Raw genomic sequence first — 14,844 nt, forward strand, 5'->3', positions numbered from 1 at the left:
CGCGGGGAAGCCCGGCGAACCTGACGGGTTTTCAACGGACTTCGCCTATCAGGGTGAAGAAGCTAAAGATTCCTCGCATCCGGTGCGCGCCGCAGGCCACAGTGGTCACGCCCTCCACACGGCATGTTCCTCGGGCAAGTTCGTACGGTGTGGAGGGCGACCGGTGCTGCGGCGCGCTGCCGGAGGGGGGCAGCGCGCCGACAGCCCGAGGGTTAGGAAGCGCTCCGGGGGTACCCGCCTGTTGAACCCCGAACAGACCCCGGGGTTCAGGGAGTTGATGATGGCGGGCTTCGGACACGGAACGCGCAGGTACCCCCGCTCACGTGGCCGTACGTGGTCACGGACCGGGCCGGATCGCGCAACGCTCGGAATCATCGGAGCCATCTGCGCTGTCGCGGGATTCTTCGTGCTGGGGATCATCCTCGGCCCCGTGGCGATCGTCTGCGGCTGGCTCGCAATGGGCCGTACCTGGGCACGCTCAGGTCCCATACCGGCCCTGGTCGCCCTAGTTCTGGGCGCCATCGACACGCTCCTGGCGATCGTGTGGCTCGCCGGAGCGGCAACCCCGGGCAACGGTCTCTTCTGACCCGGGGCGTGTGAGGGAAGGGTCCCCGGCGGGTGGCCGGGGGCCCACCTTCAGGTGTGGGCAGCCCGGTTCACGGCGTACCCGACGGTTCCCGCAACGCCGCCACCTCGGCCCGAAGCGCCCGCACCTCCTCCGTGAGCGCCTCGATCGCCTCCGTCTGCCGCCGCTCCTCCACGTCGTCCTTCTCGAACCGTGCAATGAACCACGTGGCGATGTTCGCGGTCACCACACCCAGCAGGGCTATCCCGGACAGCATCAGCCCGACGGCGATCATCCGCCCGAGCCCGGTGGTCGGCGCATGATCCCCGTACCCTACGGTCGTCATCGTCGTGAACGACCACCACAGGGCGTCACCCAGTGTGCGGATGTTCCCGTCCGGCGATTCCCGCTCCACGGACAGCACGGCCAGCGACCCGAACATCAGCAACCCGACCACGGACCCCACGACATACGTCGTCAGCTGGATCTGCGAGGCCATCCGCGCCCGCCGTCCGACGAGTATCAGCGTCGACACCATCCGCAGCAGCCGCAGAGGCTGCAGGATCGGCAGCACGACCGCGCACAGGTCCAGCCAGTGCGTACGGACGAACTCCTTGCGCCGCCGGGCCAGCCCCAGCCGCACCACATAGTCGGTGGCGAACGCCCCCCACACCACCCACTCGACCGCCGTGCACACCTCGGTCAGTGAATGTCCCGCCGAGTGGTCCACGATCGGCACGGCGTACGCGACGGCGAAAGCCACCGCGAGCGCCAGCAAGGGGCGTTGGGTGAACTGCTCCCAACGCCCCTGAGCCGTTTGTTGCTTCATGCCCGCATCGTATGGAACACCGACGCGCGGTTCTGTGACTACGCGTCGCCGCCCGCGGCACCCGGGTCCGCCGCCGAAACATCCAGCAGCTGATACCGGTCAATGGCCTGCTTCAGCACGGACCGGTCCACCTTCCCCTCCTTGGCCAACTCGGTGAGCACCGCCACCACGATCGACTGCGCGTCGATGTGGAAGAACCGCCGGGCCGCCCCACGGGTGTCGGCGAAGCCGAACCCATCGGCACCCAGGGACTGGTAAGACCCCGGCACCCACCGCGCGATCTGGTCCGGAACCGCCCGCATCCAGTCGGACACGGCCACGAAGGGCCCCTGCGCGCCCGACAGCTTCTGGGTCACGTACGGGACCCGCTGCTCCTCCTCGGGGTGCAGCAGGTTGTGCCGCTCGACGTCCACCGCCTCGCGCCGCAGCTCGTTCCAGGAGGTCGCCGACCAGACGTCGGCCTTGACGTTCCACTCCTCGGCGAGGATCTTCTGCGCCTCGACGGCCCACGGCACCGCGACGCCGGACGCCATGATCTGCGCCGGGATCGACCCCGAAGTGCCCTCGGAGAGCCGGTGGATGCCCTTGAGGATGCCCTCGACGTCCACGTTCTCCGGCTCGGCCGGGTGCTGGATGGGCTCGTTGTAGACGGTGAGGTAGTAGAAGACGTCCTCGCCGTGCGGGTGTTCCGCGTCCCCGCCGTACATCCGCCGCAGACCGTCCTTGACGATGTGCGCGATCTCGTACGAGTACGCCGGGTCGTAGGCGACACAGCCCGGGTTGGTCGAGGCGAGCAGCTGCGAGTGGCCGTCGGCGTGCTGCAGACCCTCACCGGTCAGCGTCGTACGGCCGGCGGTCGCACCCAGGACGAAACCGCGTGCCAGCTGGTCGGACATCTGCCAGAACTGGTCACCGGTGCGCTGGAAGCCGAACATCGAGTAGAAGACGTAGACCGGGATGAGCGGCTCGCCGTGCGTGGCGTACGCCGAACCCGCCGCGATCAGCGAGGCGGTGCAGCCCGCCTCGGAGATGCCGTCGTGCAGCATCTGGCCGGTCGGCGACTCCTTGTACGCGAGCAGCAGGTCGCGGTCGACCGCCTCGTACTGCTGGCCGAGCGGGTTGTAGATCTTCGCGCTCGGGAAGAAGGAGTCCATGCCGAACGTGCGGTACTCGTCCGGCGCGATCAGCACGAACCGCTTGCCGAGCTCCTTGTCCCGCATGAGGTCCTTGAGGAGACGTACAAAGGCCATCGTGGTCGCGATCGACTGCTGACCCGAGCCCTTCTTCACAGTCGCGTACGTTTTGTCGTCCGGCAGCGCGAGCGGCTTGGAGCGCACGACACGCGTCGGGACATACCCGGCGCACTGCTTGCGGTGGTCGTGCATGTACTGGATCTCTTCCGAGTTCCGCCCCGGGTGGTAGTACGGCGGGAGCCCGCCCTCCAGGTCCTTGTCGGAGATCGGCAGGTGCAGCCGGTCGCGGAAGCGCTTGAGGTCGTCGACCGTCAGCTTCTTCATCTGGTGCGTGGCGTTGCGGCCCTCGAAGTTCGGGCCCAGCGTCCAGCCCTTGATCGTCTTGGCCAGGATCACCGTCGGCTGGCCCTTGTGCGCCTTGGCCGCCGAGAACGCCGCGAAGATCTTCTTGTGGTCGTGACCGCCACGGCCCAGGTGCAGGATCTGGTCGTCGGTCATGCCCTCGACCATCGCGCGCAGCCGCTGGTCGTCGCCGAAGAAGTTCTCGCGGATGTAGGCGCCGGACTCGGTGGCATACGTCTGGAACTGGCCGTCCGGCGTCGTGTTCATCTTGTTGACGAGGAGGCCGTCGCGGTCCTGGGCGAGCAGCGGGTCCCAGGAGCGGTCCCAGATCAGCTTGATCACGTTCCAGCCGGCGCCGCGGAAGACCGACTCCAGCTCCTGGATGACCTTGCCGTTGCCGCGCACCGGGCCGTCCAGGCGCTGCAGGTTGCAGTTGACCACGAAGGTCAGGTTGTCCAGGCCCTCACGGGCGGCGATGGTCAGCTGGCCGAGCGACTCCGGCTCGTCCATCTCGCCGTCTCCGAGGAACGCCCACACATGGGACTTGCTCGTGTCGGCGATCCCGCGCGCGTGCATGTAGCGGTTCATCCGGGCCTGGTAGATCGCACCGATCGGGCCGAGGCCCATCGACACGGTCGGGAACTCCCAGAAGTCCGGCATCGACCGCGGGTGCGGGTACGAGGACAGCCCTTGCGGCGCCTTCGACTTCTCCTGCCGGAAGCCGTCGAGGTTCTCCTCGCTGAGGCGGTCGAGCAGGAACGCGCGGGCGTAGATGCCCGGAGAGGCGTGGCCCTGGAAGAAGACCTGGTCGCCGCCGTCTCCCTCGTCCTTGCCGCGGAAGAAGTGGTTGAAGCCCACGTCGTAGAGGGACGCGGAGGAGGCGAAGGTGGCGATGTGGCCGCCGACGCCGATGCCGGGGCGCTGGGCGCGTGAGACCATGACCGCTGCGTTCCAGCGGGTGGCGTTCAGGACCTTGCGCTCGATCTCCTCGTTGCCGGGGAAGAACGGCTCGTCCTTGGTCGCGATCGTGTTGACGTAGTCCGTGCTGCGCATCTCGGGCACGGCCACGCGCTTCTCGCGGGCCCGCTCGATCAGCCGCAGCATCAGGTAGCGGGCCCGCTCACGGCCGCGCTCGTCGACGGCGGCGTCCAGGGAGTCGAGCCACTCCTGGGTTTCCTCGGGATCGAAGTCAGGAACCTGACTCGGAAGGCCGCCAATGATGATCGGGTTGCGATCGGATCCGGAAGCCACGCTGTTCCTTACCTGTCAGAGGGCTGCAATGAGCTGCTTTTCGGTACGCCTGCACCGTTCCCCATCGTGTACCTCGGGGAAGCAAACGTCATCTCTACTGAGAGGTAACCGAGACCTACGTCAGCTCCAGCTGGTTCCCAATGCCACAAAGGGGGCAGAAAGGTGTGGTGTAGGTCACTTGTGGCGCCGGTTGCATGCCTGAAGTTGGGGTGACACGGCCAGGATCGTCACCGTTTCGGCGGTCTGAACGGCCGGGTACTTGCGCGATCCGCCCCGCCCGTGTGGACTACGGCCAATGCTTCGCGCACGCGCGTGGCTGAGATACTCACCAAGACATGATCAGGAGGCAACCCGTGAGCGCGACCGCGGACCACGCGGAGACGAGCCCTGCCGTCAGGCTGGGGTTCCAGCCCGAGCAGGTGGTCCAGGAGATCGGCTACGACGACGACGTAGACCAGGAACTCCGCGAGGCCATTGAGCAGGTCATCGGCAGCGACCTTGTGGACGAGGACTACGACGACGTCGCCGATGCCGTGGTGCTCTGGTTCCGCGACGAGGACGGCGACCTGACCGATGTGCTGGTGGACGCCACCACGTACATCGAGGAGGGCGGCTCGATCCTGCTGCTGACGCCGAAGACCGGCCGCGACGGCTACGTGGAGCCGAGCGACATCTCCGAAGCCGCGACGACGGCGGGGCTGTCCGCCTCCAAGAGCGTCAGCGTGGGCAAGGACTGGAGTGGCAGCCGGCTCGTGACGCCCAAGGCGGCCAAGTCCAAGCGGTGACCGTCGGCCGTCGTGGCCGGGGGCTGTGCCCCCACACCCCCCATTCGGCCTGAACGGCCTCGTCCTCAAACGCCGGACGGGCTGAGAAGACAATGCTCAGCCCGTCCGTCGGCTTTCTGTGATCGCTGCGTAAGGTGGGTGCCACCCGAACAGCCCCACCGAAAGGGACGTATCCCGATGGCGATCCAGGTCGGCGACAAGGCCCCCGACTTCGAGCTCAAGGACAACCACGGCGCCACCGTGAAGCTCTCCGAGTTCCGTGGCAGCAAGAACGTGGTCCTGCTCTTCTACCCCTTCGCCTTCACCGGTGTGTGCACCGGCGAGCTGTGCGAGGTGCGGGACAACCTGCCGCAGTTCTCCGACCGCGACACCCAGGTGCTCGCCGTCTCCAACGACTCCATCCACACCCTGCGCGTCTTCGCCGAGCAGGAGGGCCTGGAGTACCCGCTGCTGAGCGACTTCTGGCCGCACGGCGAGGTCTCCCGCGCCTACGGCGTCTTCGCCGAGGACAAGGGCTGCGCGGTGCGCGGCACCTTCGTCATCGACAAGGAGGGTGTGGTGCGCTGGACCGTCGTCAACGCACTGCCGGACGCCCGCGACCTGAGCGAGTACGTGAAGGCGCTCGACACCCTGTGATTCTTCGGCTCCAAGCCATGCGTGGGGCGGGAACCCGTCACTAGGATCGAGTCGTTGATCCGGTATCAAACGCACGGCGGGGCTCCCCGCCCCTGGACACCAATGGAGGACTCGTGGGAGTCAGCCTCAGCAAGGGCGGCAACGTATCGCTGACCAAGGAGGCCCCGGGCCTGACCGCGGTCATCGTCGGTCTGGGGTGGGACGTCCGCACCACGACCGGTACCGACTTCGACCTGGACGCCAGCGCACTGCTGCTGAACGCCTCGGGCAAGGTCGGCAGCGACGCCAACTTCGTCTTCTTCAACAACCTCAAGAGCCCGGACGGCTCGGTCGAGCACACCGGCGACAACATCACCGGTGAGGGCGAGGGCGACGACGAGCAGATCAAGATCAACCTCGCGGCCGTCCCGGCCGACGTCGAGAAGATCGTGTTCCCGGTCTCCATCTACGACGCCGAGAACCGCCAGCAGTCGTTCGGCCAGGTGCGCAACGCGTTCATCCGCGTGGTGAACCAGGCGGGCGAGGCGGAGATCGCACGCTACGACCTCTCCGAGGACGCCTCGACGGAGACCGCCATGGTCTTCGGCGAGCTGTACCGGCACGGTGCGGAGTGGAAGTTCCGCGCCATCGGCCAGGGCTACGCCTCGGGCCTGCGCGGCATCGCGCAGGACTTCGGCGTGAACGTCTGAGATCCGTCAACGGGTCTCGAACCGTCCGGCGCTGCACCGTTTGCGTGCGGCGCCGGACGCGCAGGACAACCAAAGAAGCAACATCTCGGGGAGGACCAGCATCATGGGCGTCACGCTCGCCAAGGGGGGCAATGTCTCCCTGTCCAAGGCCGCACCCAACCTGACCCAGGTGATGATCGGGCTCGGCTGGGACGCGCGCTCCACCACCGGGGCCCCGTTCGACCTCGACGCCAGCGCCCTGCTGTGCGGCGCCGGCAACCGGGTCCTGGGGGACGAGTACTTCGTCTTCTACAACCAGCTCAAGAGCCCGGAGGGCTCGGTGGAGCACACGGGCGACAACCTCACCGGTGAGGGCGAGGGCGACGACGAGTCGATCCTGGTCGACCTGGGCCAGGTGCCCGCCCACTGCGAAAAGATCGTCTTTCCGGTCTCGATCCACATGGCCGACGAGCGCGCCCAGACCTTCGGACAGGTGAGCAACGCCTTCATCCGCGTCGTCAACCAGGCCGACGGCCAGGAGCTCGCGCGCTACGACCTCAGCGAGGACGCCTCCACCGAAACCGCGATGATCTTCGGTGAGCTCTACCGCTACCAGGGCGAATGGAAGTTCCGGGCGGTGGGACAGGGGTACGCGTCCGGGCTGCGTGGCATCGCTCTAGACTTCGGAGTCAACGTTTCGTAAAGGCGAGTACGGCGCGGGGGAGAGACCCGTACCGATACGGATTGGGTAGCCAGTGCTTCTGAAAACCTTCGGCTGGTCGTTCGCGATTACCGCGGTCGGCCTGGCCGTCGCCGTCCTCTACGGGGGGTGGGAGGCCTTCGGCATCGTGGCGATCCTCTCCATCCTCGAGATCTCGCTGTCGTTCGACAACGCGGTGGTCAACGCCGGAATCCTGAAGAAGATGAACGCCTTCTGGCAGAAGATCTTCCTCACGGTCGGCGTCCTCATCGCGGTCTTCGGCATGAGGCTGGTCTTCCCGGTCGTCATCGTCGCGGTCACCGCCAAAAAGAGCCCCATCGACGCCGTCAACCTGGCCCTGACCGACAAGGACCAGTACCAGCAGCTCGTCACCGACGCCCACCCGGCGATCGCCGCCTTCGGTGGCATGTTCCTTCTGATGATCTTCCTCGACTTCATCTTCGAGGACCGGGACATCCAGTGGCTGCGCTGGATCGAGCGCCCGCTGGCCAAGCTCGGCAAGGTCGACATGCTGGCGGTGTGCATCGCCCTCATCGTCCTGCTGATCACCTCGTTCACCTTCGCCACCCACGCCCACCAGCACGGCGGCGCGCACGCCGACAAGGCGCAGACGGTGCTGATCTCCGGCATCGCCGGCCTGATCACGTACATGGTCGTCGGCGGACTCTCCGGCTACTTCGAGGACAAGCTCGAGGAAGAGGAGGAGCGGGAGCACGAGGAGGAGGAAGAGGCCGCGCGCACCGGCAAGAAGCGCTCGGCGGTCGTCCTCGCCGGCCAGGCCGCGTTCTTCATGTTCCTCTACCTCGAGGTCCTGGACGCGTCCTTCTCCTTCGACGGTGTGATCGGCGCGTTCGCCATCACCAACGACATCGTGCTGATGGCGCTGGGTCTCGGCATCGGCGCCATGTACGTCCGGTCGCTGACCGTGTACCTGGTCCGCCAGGGCACCCTCGACGACTACGTCTACCTGGAGCACGGCGCGCACTACGCGATCGGTGCGCTGGCCGTGATCCTCATGGTCACCATCCAGTACCAGATCAACGAGGTCATCACCGGCCTCGTCGGTGTCGTCCTGATCGCCTGGTCCTTCTGGTCCTCGGTGCGCCGCAACAAGGCGCTCGCGGAAGCCGAGGGAAAAGCGACGGGCTCGGACGAGAAGACTGAGATCTCGTCCGGGGTGTGACGCACCTGCGGGTGAGAGCCTGTGTGCCAGGCGTCGCGCGCCCGGCCGGGGATATGACGCAGGCTCTGAGGGAACGCTCTGTGCGGGGCGGCCGGCCACCGGCCGCCCCGCCGGTTTTTCAAGTGAAGCCGGGTCCAGCGGGACCCGGGCGAATCTGGGGGCGGGAATGGGCTTCTTGGACGGACTCTGGCGCGGACGCGAGGCCGACTTCGACTCGGGCAGCGCGGCCACCAACTCCATCGAGCTGACCAAACGGCACCACCAGGTCTCCCTCACCAAGCAGGGCGCCGCCACCGGGCATCTGCGCGTCAATCTGAGCTGGCGGATGCGGACGTCCGACATCGGCGGCTCGCAGCGGGAGTCCCTGTTCCGACACCCCTTCAAGGCGCTCAAGCCCGCGGAGGTCATGGGGCACGGCCAGAGCATGGTCAACGTCGACCTCGACCTGGCGTGCCTCTACGAGCTCCAGGACGGCACGAAGGGCGTGGTGCAGCCGCTCGGCAACTACCTCGGGGACGTCAATGCGCCGCCGTACGTCAAGCTCAGCGGCGACGACCGGTTCGGGTCGGCGTCCGGCGAGACGATGTACGTCAACCTCGACCACCGGGACGAGATCAAGCGGCTGCTGGTGTTCGTGTACATCTACGACCAGACGCCGGCGTTCGACCGTACGCACGCGATAGTCACGCTGTATCCCAGCAATGGGCCCCGGATCGAGATCCATCTTGATGAGCGGCATCCCCAGGCTCGGTCGTGTGCGGTGGTGATGATCGAGAACGTGAAGGGGGAGCTGGTGGTGCGGCGTGAGGTGAAGTTCGTGTACGGGTTCCAGGCGGAGCTGGATCGGTTGTACGGGTGGGGGTTGCAGTGGGGGCGGGGGTACAAGTCCACGGTGGAGCGGTAGCACTGGACGCCGGTCTTGGCCGGGGCGCCTGAGAATCCGCTAACGCCCGATGAATTGCGGGCCCTGCGGCGGCAGACGGAAGTCCGGGTTCGGGGCCGGGACCGTCACCGGAGGCGGATAGCCGTAGCCGGACGGGGCTGCCGCTGTGGGCTGGGGGTAGCCGTAGGCGGGTTGGGTCGTGGGGGGCTGCTGCGGGTAGCCGTAGGCCGGCTGCGTGGGGACCGCCGTGGGCTGCTCCGGGGGGAGGGGCTGGGAGACCTCGGGGGCCGGGTCCTCGGTGGCCTCCGACTCGTCCACCGAGATGCCGAACTCCGTGGCCAGGCCCTTCAGACCGTCCGAGTAGCCCTCGCCCAGGGCGCGGAACTTCCAGAGCTCGTCACGGCGGTACAACTCGCCGCAGATCAGGGCGGTCTCCTTGCCCGTCTGGGGCTTGATGTCGAAGAGGATCAGCGGCTCGTCGGCCGCGCTCGTCGCGTCGTACAGCAGGATGCGCAGCCCCTGTACGCGGTCGAAGGTGACGTCGTCCGCCGAAGCGACCAGGAGAATCCGGCTGACGTCGGCCTCGACTCCGGCCAGATCTGTCTGGATCGTGTCGGTGAGGCCGTCGGCGACCCGTTTCTTGCCGAGCCACCTCGCCTTCCCGGAGGGGTGCCGGGGCTGGTTGTAGAAGACGAAGTCCTCGTCGGAGCGCACACGACCGTCGGGGCCGAGGAGCAGCGCCGAGGCGTCGACGTCCGGGACCCCCTGCCCGGGCGTCCAGCGCAGCACGGCGCGCACCGTGGTGGCCTCGAGCGGGACGTTCGACCCCTTCAGCATCGCGTGCGTCATGCGGTCATCCTGCCCTCTCGGTCCTGATCACGACAACGCGGGGGTGGGGGACCCGCGACTGTGCCGACGGAGCGTCGAATCGCCGTCGACATGGCCGAGTTACCAGAAATTCATGCCCTGCGGGAACCTTTGACACGACTCTCTACGTACTATTACCGGCCACCTATTACTGAATCCATAGCCTTATCGGGCGTCACGGGGGAGTTCTATGCGTCATTTCGGGCACATCGCCCCGGAGGTGCGGCAGCGCCTCTTCCATCAGGAGCCGTGCGAGTTCGACACGGGCTCACCGGCCCGGGTGCTCTCCGCGGCCCTGGGCGCCACGCTCTACAGTCCGGCCACGCGGCCGCGGCTTGCCGACGACATCGTCAAGCAGGCCGGACTCGGCGTGGTCTCGATGGTGCTGTGCCTGGAGGACTCGATCGACGACGCGGACGTGGTGGCGGGGGAGGAGAACCTCGTCCGTCAGTTCGCCGACCTGGCCGGGCGGGACGGAACCGAGCTGCCGCTGCTGTTCGTCCGGGTCCGCACGCCCGAGCAGATCCCCGACCTCGTTCAGCGACTCGGGGCGAGCGTGCGGCTGCTGTCCGGATTCGTGCTCCCCAAGTTCACCGAGGAGCGCGGGATCCCCTTCCTGGAGGCCCTGGCGAGCGCCGAGGCCGCGAGCGGGCACCGGCTGTTCGCCATGCCGGTGCTGGAGTCGCCCGAGCTGCTCTACCGCGAGTCGCGGGTGGAGAGCCTGGAGGGCATCGCCCGCGCCGTCGACAAGTACCGCGACCGCGTGCTCGCACTGCGCCTGGGTGTGACCGACTTCTGCTCCTCGTACGGCCTGCGCCGGGCCCCCGACATGACGGCGTACGACGTCCATGTCGTCGCCTCCGTGATCTCCGACGTGGTGAACCTGCTGGGGCGGGCCGACGGCACCGGGTTCACGGTGACCGGGCCGGTGTGGGAGTACTTCCGGGTCCCCGAGCGCATGTTCAAGCCGATGCTGCGGACCAGCCCGTTCCTCGAGGGGCAGGCCGTGGAGCTGCGCGAGAAACTGATTGAGCACGCCATGGACGGGCTGTTGCGGGAGATCTCCCTGGACCAGGCCAACGGCCTGCTGGGCAAGACCTGCATCCACCCCTCCCACGTACTGCCCGTACACGCACTGTCCGTGGTCAGTCACGAAGAGTTCGGCGACGCCGCGGACATCCTGCGGCCCGAGCGGGGCGGCGGGGGTGTACTGAGGTCGGCGTACACCAACAAGATGAACGAGGTGAAGCCGCACCGTGCATGGGCCGAGCGGACCATGCTGCGGGCCGAGGTGTTCGGCGTCGCCCGCGAGGACGTCAGCTTTGTGGATCTGCTCGCCGCGGGCATTCCCGGCTGAGCCGCACTGTCTAGATATCTAGGGGCAAGCGATCAACGCAGTGAACAACCCGGTCTGGTCCGGCACATGGGTCGCCGAGCGGCTCGGTGTCGAACTCGTGGGCGACGACAAGCTGACCGACCTGCTGGGGCTGGCCCTGCGGCGCAATCCCAAGCGGGCGCATCTGCTGGTCTCCAACGTGCTCGGCAAGCATGTGCCGCAGTCGCCGTCCGTGGTGTACGGGTACGGGTTCGCACTCGGCCGCCGGGTGCGGGAGCTCCTGGGCGCGGAGGAGGCCGCCCGGGCGGTCGTCCTCGGGTACGCGGAGACGGCGACGGGTCTTGGCCATTCGGTCGCCGACGGTGTGGGGCTCTCCCCGTATCTGCACTCCACGCGGCGCCCGGTCGCCTCGGTCGCCCCGGCGGGCGGCTTCGAGGAGTCGCACTCGCATGCCACCTCGCACCTGTTGCTGCCGGAGGATCCGGCGTTGCTGGTGGGGGACGGGCCGTTGGTGCTGGTCGACGACGAGTTCTCGACGGGCAATACGGTCCTGAACACCATCCGGGACCTTCACGGGCGGTATCCGCGGCGGCGGTATGTGGTGGTGGCACTGGTCGACATGCGGTCGGCGGCGGATCTGGGGCGGCTGGAGGGCTTTGCGCGGGAGATCGGCGCGAGGGTCGACCTGGTGGCGGCCGCTTCCGGGACGGTGCGGTTGCCTCACGGCGTGCTGGAGAGGGGGCAGGCGTTGGTGGCGCGGTACGAGGCGGAGAGTGCCGCGGCGGGTAGTTCGTCGGCTGCGGGTTCGTCGTGGCCGGTCGCGCCCCGCGGCGGAGCCGCAAGTCGAAACAGTCCCGCGCCCCTGAAGGAGGGCGGTGCCACTGAAGCCGACCTGAGCAGCACCCCCTCAGGGGCGCGGGGAACTGCGCGACAAGCCCCCACCGACCTGCACCCGGAAGACGACCTCACCCGGCAGACGCGACCCCGCGGCCACATCTCCCGCGTAGACCTCTGCTGGCCCCGCGGCCTCCCCGACGGGGGCCGTCACGGCTTCACGCCGGCCCACCGCGCCCGCCTCGAAAACGCACTGCCCGCGATGGCGGCCCGCCTCGCAGAGGCACTCCCCCCGGACGCGCACCGCGTACTGATCCTCGGCTTCGAGGAGCTGATGTACACGCCCCTCAGGCTCGCCCGCGAGCTGGAGCAGGTCGCCGACGCCGAGGTGCGGTACTCCACGACCACCCGCTCACCCGTCCTCGCGGTCGACGACCCCGGTTACGCAATACGCAGCCGCATGGTCTTCCCCGCCCACGACGACCCGGCCGACGGCCCCGGCGAGCGCTACGCCTACAACGTGGCCGGTGCCGGCTTCGACGCGGTGGTCGCCGTGGTCGACTCGGCCGCCGACACCCCCGAACTGCATGCGCCGGACGGCCTGTTGGCCCAGCTGGCCGCCCACGCCCCGCACGTTCTGCTGGCGGTCGTGCCCTCCTACGTGCCAGAGCCCCTGTACGTTCCCGAAAGGCCCTCCATGCTGCCCGAGCCCCTCCGCGGCCCCGCCTTCTCCTCGTATCCGCCCGAGGAGGTCGGCTGGCTGCTGCAGGACCTCTCGGACGTGACGCTGGAGGCGCCGACCGAGGAGCGGGAGGAGGCCATCCAGAGCGGCGGTGCGCACTACGCGGAGTCGCTGCCGGTGGAGTACCAGCCGAGCGAGCAGTACCAGGAGCTGTTCCACACGGCGCTGGAGGAGTCCGCGGCGCGTCTCGCCCTGGCGGTCGGCGCGGTTACGGAGATCGTGCTCGCCGAGCGGTCCCCGCGGCCGGTGCTCGTCTCGCTGGCCCGTGCCGGCACCCCGGTCGGCGTGCTGATGCGCCGCTGGGCCCAGTTCCGACACGGACTCGACCTTCCCCACTACGCCGTCTCGATCGTCCGCGGCCGCGGTATCGACGCCAACGCGCTGCGCTGGCTGGCCGCCCACCACGACCCGTCCGACGTCGTCTTCGTCGACGGCTGGACCGGCAAGGGCGCCATCACCCGCGAACTCGCCGACGCCATCGAGGAGTTCGAGGCCTCCGACGGCATCACCGGCTTCGACCCGGAGATCGCGGTGCTGGCCGACCCGGGCTCGTGCGTGCGGACGTACGGCACCCGGGAGGACTTCCTCATACCCTCCGCCTGCCTCAACTCGACCGTCTCGGGCCTGATTTCGCGGACGGTGCTGCGCGCGGACCTGGTCGGCCCGCACGACTTCCATGGCGCCAAGTTCTACCGCGAACTCGCCGGCACCGATGTCTCGGTGGCCTTCCTGGACGCCGTAGCCGCCCGTTTCCCGGAGGTCGCGGACGCCGTCAGCACGCAGGTCAAGGAACTGCTGTCCGGCGACCGCGAGCCGACCTGGGAGGGCTGGGCGGCCGTCGAACGGATCAGCGAGGAGTACGGCATCCACGACGTGAACCTCGTCAAGCCCGGCGTCGGCGAGACGACGCGCGTGCTGCTGCGCCGGGTGCCCTGGAAGATCCTTGCGAAGGCCGGGGCGGGCGCCGACCTGGACCACGTCCGGCTGCTGGCCGAGCAGAGAGGAGTGCCGGTGGAAGAGGTGGCCGAACTGCCTTACACCTGTGTGGGGTTGATCCACCCCAAGTACACGCGGGGCGCCACGGGCGCCGACGGCAGGGCGGTGGCGGTCTGATGCCGGTGCTGGTGGCGAGCGACCTCGACCGTACGCTCATCTACTCCTCTGCGGCCCTCGCGCTGACCATGCCGGACGCGCGGGCGCCCCGGCTGCTCTGCGTGGAGGTGCACGAGGCCAAGCCGCTGTCGTTCATGACGGAGACCGCGGCCGGCCTGCTGACCGATCTCGGCGACGCGGCGGTCTTCGTACCGACGACGACCCGGACCCGCAAGCAGTACCAGCGCATCAACCTGCCGGGCCCGGCGCCGAAGTACGCGATCTGCGCCAACGGCGGCCATCTGATGGTGGACGGTGTCTCCGACCTCGACTGGCATGCGCAGGTGACGGCGCGGCTGGCCGAGCAGTGCGCTCCGCTGGACGAGGTGCGGGAACATCTGCTGGACACGGCGGACCCGGAGTGGGTGCGCAAGCACCGGGTCGCCGAGGACCTCTTCGCCTATCTAGTCGTCGAGCGGGAACTGCTGCCCGAGGAGTGGGTCAAGGAACTCGCGGTGTGGGCGGAGAACCGCGGCTGGACGGTGTCACTGCAGGGCCGCAAGATCTACGCCGTCCCGAAGCCGCTGACCAAGAGCGCGGCGATGCACGAGGTCGCCCGGCGCACGGGGGCGGACCTGACGCTGGCCGCGGGCGACTCGCTGCTCGACGCCGACCTGCTGCTCGCCGCCGACCGCGGCTGGCGCCCGGGTCACGGCGAGCTGGCCGACGCTGCCTGGACGGCACCGGCGATCACGGCGCTCCCGGAGCGGGGGGTGTTGGCGGGGGAGCGAATCCTCCGGGAGTTCCTGAAGGCGACCCGCACGACAGCGCCCCATTAGGGGCGCGGGAGCTGTGTCTGATCTGCTCTGCGGCTACCGACGCGTGGGCGCGGTCAACCCCAACACACCCGCAGCCGA

General features: G+C 68.4%; 13 protein-coding genes. 10 read left to right on the top strand and 3 right to left on the bottom strand.

Annotation, left to right across the window (positions count from 1 at the left end; all coding sequences use genetic code 11):
- Window positions 1-277: 277 nt before the first annotated feature.
- Window positions 278-586, top strand: a complete 309-nt coding sequence (locus IH68_RS0110240; protein ID WP_030931841.1) for a hypothetical protein — start codon at window positions 278-280, stop codon at window positions 584-586.
- A 70-nt stretch (window positions 587-656) separates the two neighbouring features.
- Here IH68_RS0110240 and IH68_RS0110245 read toward each other — a convergent pair whose 3' ends face one another.
- Window positions 657-1,394, bottom strand: coding sequence for a potassium channel family protein (locus IH68_RS0110245; protein WP_030931843.1), 738 nt, complete (start codon window positions 1,392-1,394; stop codon window positions 657-659).
- Between the two features lie 38 nt (window positions 1,395-1,432).
- Complete coding sequence (gene aceE, locus IH68_RS0110250) at window positions 1,433-4,180, bottom strand: pyruvate dehydrogenase (acetyl-transferring), homodimeric type (RefSeq protein WP_030931844.1); 2,748 nt, start codon at window positions 4,178-4,180, stop codon at window positions 1,433-1,435.
- A gap of 353 nt (window positions 4,181-4,533) precedes the next feature.
- Between aceE and IH68_RS0110255 the strand changes: the two genes are divergently transcribed.
- The 6 genes from IH68_RS0110255 to IH68_RS0110280 all read left to right on the top strand — a co-directional run bounded on the left by IH68_RS0110255 (window position 4,534) and on the right by IH68_RS0110280 (window position 9,077).
- On the top strand, window positions 4,534-4,965 hold the full coding sequence (locus tag IH68_RS0110255) for a DUF3052 domain-containing protein (protein WP_030931848.1): 432 nt from the start codon (window positions 4,534-4,536) through the stop codon (window positions 4,963-4,965).
- 177 nt (window positions 4,966-5,142) lie between these two features.
- Window positions 5,143-5,601, top strand: a complete 459-nt coding sequence (locus IH68_RS0110260) for a peroxiredoxin (RefSeq protein WP_030931853.1) — start codon at window positions 5,143-5,145, stop codon at window positions 5,599-5,601.
- A gap of 113 nt (window positions 5,602-5,714) precedes the next feature.
- Complete coding sequence (locus IH68_RS0110265; RefSeq protein ID WP_030931856.1) at window positions 5,715-6,290, top strand: calcium homeostasis/redox stress adaptation protein; 576 nt, start codon at window positions 5,715-5,717, stop codon at window positions 6,288-6,290.
- Window positions 6,291-6,393: 103 nt separating this feature from the next.
- Window positions 6,394-6,972 carry a TerD family protein gene (locus IH68_RS0110270; protein ID WP_030931861.1) on the top strand — a complete coding sequence of 193 codons (579 nt, stop codon included), beginning with the start codon at window positions 6,394-6,396 and terminating at the stop codon, window positions 6,970-6,972.
- A gap of 52 nt (window positions 6,973-7,024) precedes the next feature.
- Window positions 7,025-8,173: a DUF475 domain-containing protein gene (locus IH68_RS0110275; RefSeq protein ID WP_030931866.1), complete on the top strand. Its 1,149-nt coding sequence runs from the start codon at window positions 7,025-7,027 to the stop codon at window positions 8,171-8,173.
- A gap of 166 nt (window positions 8,174-8,339) precedes the next feature.
- Window positions 8,340-9,077 carry a TerD family protein gene (locus IH68_RS0110280; protein ID WP_030931867.1) on the top strand — a complete coding sequence of 246 codons (738 nt, stop codon included), beginning with the start codon at window positions 8,340-8,342 and terminating at the stop codon, window positions 9,075-9,077.
- A gap of 39 nt (window positions 9,078-9,116) precedes the next feature.
- Here the strand turns inward: IH68_RS0110280 and IH68_RS0110285 are convergent, their stop codons facing one another.
- Entirely contained in the window at window positions 9,117-9,905 is a 789-nt protein-coding gene (locus IH68_RS0110285; RefSeq protein ID WP_030931869.1) for a TerD family protein, read from the bottom strand.
- Between the two features lie 208 nt (window positions 9,906-10,113).
- Here IH68_RS0110285 and IH68_RS0110290 point away from each other — a divergent pair, with 208 nt between their 5' ends.
- Genes IH68_RS0110290 through IH68_RS0110300 form a run of 3 tightly spaced genes read left to right on the top strand, consistent with a single transcriptional unit; the run spans window position 10,114 to window position 14,766 of the window.
- Window positions 10,114-11,280, top strand: a complete 1,167-nt coding sequence (locus tag IH68_RS0110290; protein WP_030931870.1) for an HpcH/HpaI aldolase/citrate lyase family protein — start codon at window positions 10,114-10,116, stop codon at window positions 11,278-11,280.
- A gap of 40 nt (window positions 11,281-11,320) precedes the next feature.
- Complete coding sequence (locus IH68_RS0110295; RefSeq protein ID WP_420718980.1) at window positions 11,321-13,948, top strand: phosphoribosyltransferase; 2,628 nt, start codon at window positions 11,321-11,323, stop codon at window positions 13,946-13,948.
- Window positions 13,948-14,766, top strand: a complete 819-nt coding sequence (locus IH68_RS0110300; RefSeq protein WP_030931876.1) for a hypothetical protein — start codon at window positions 13,948-13,950, stop codon at window positions 14,764-14,766. Before IH68_RS0110295 ends, IH68_RS0110300 begins: the two co-directional genes overlap by 1 nt.
- The last annotated feature ends 78 nt before the right edge of the window (window positions 14,767-14,844 follow it).

The sequence above is a fragment of the Streptomyces sp. NRRL S-646 genome (assembly GCF_000720765.1).
Taxonomy (GTDB): Bacteria; Actinomycetota; Actinomycetes; order Streptomycetales; family Streptomycetaceae; genus Streptomyces.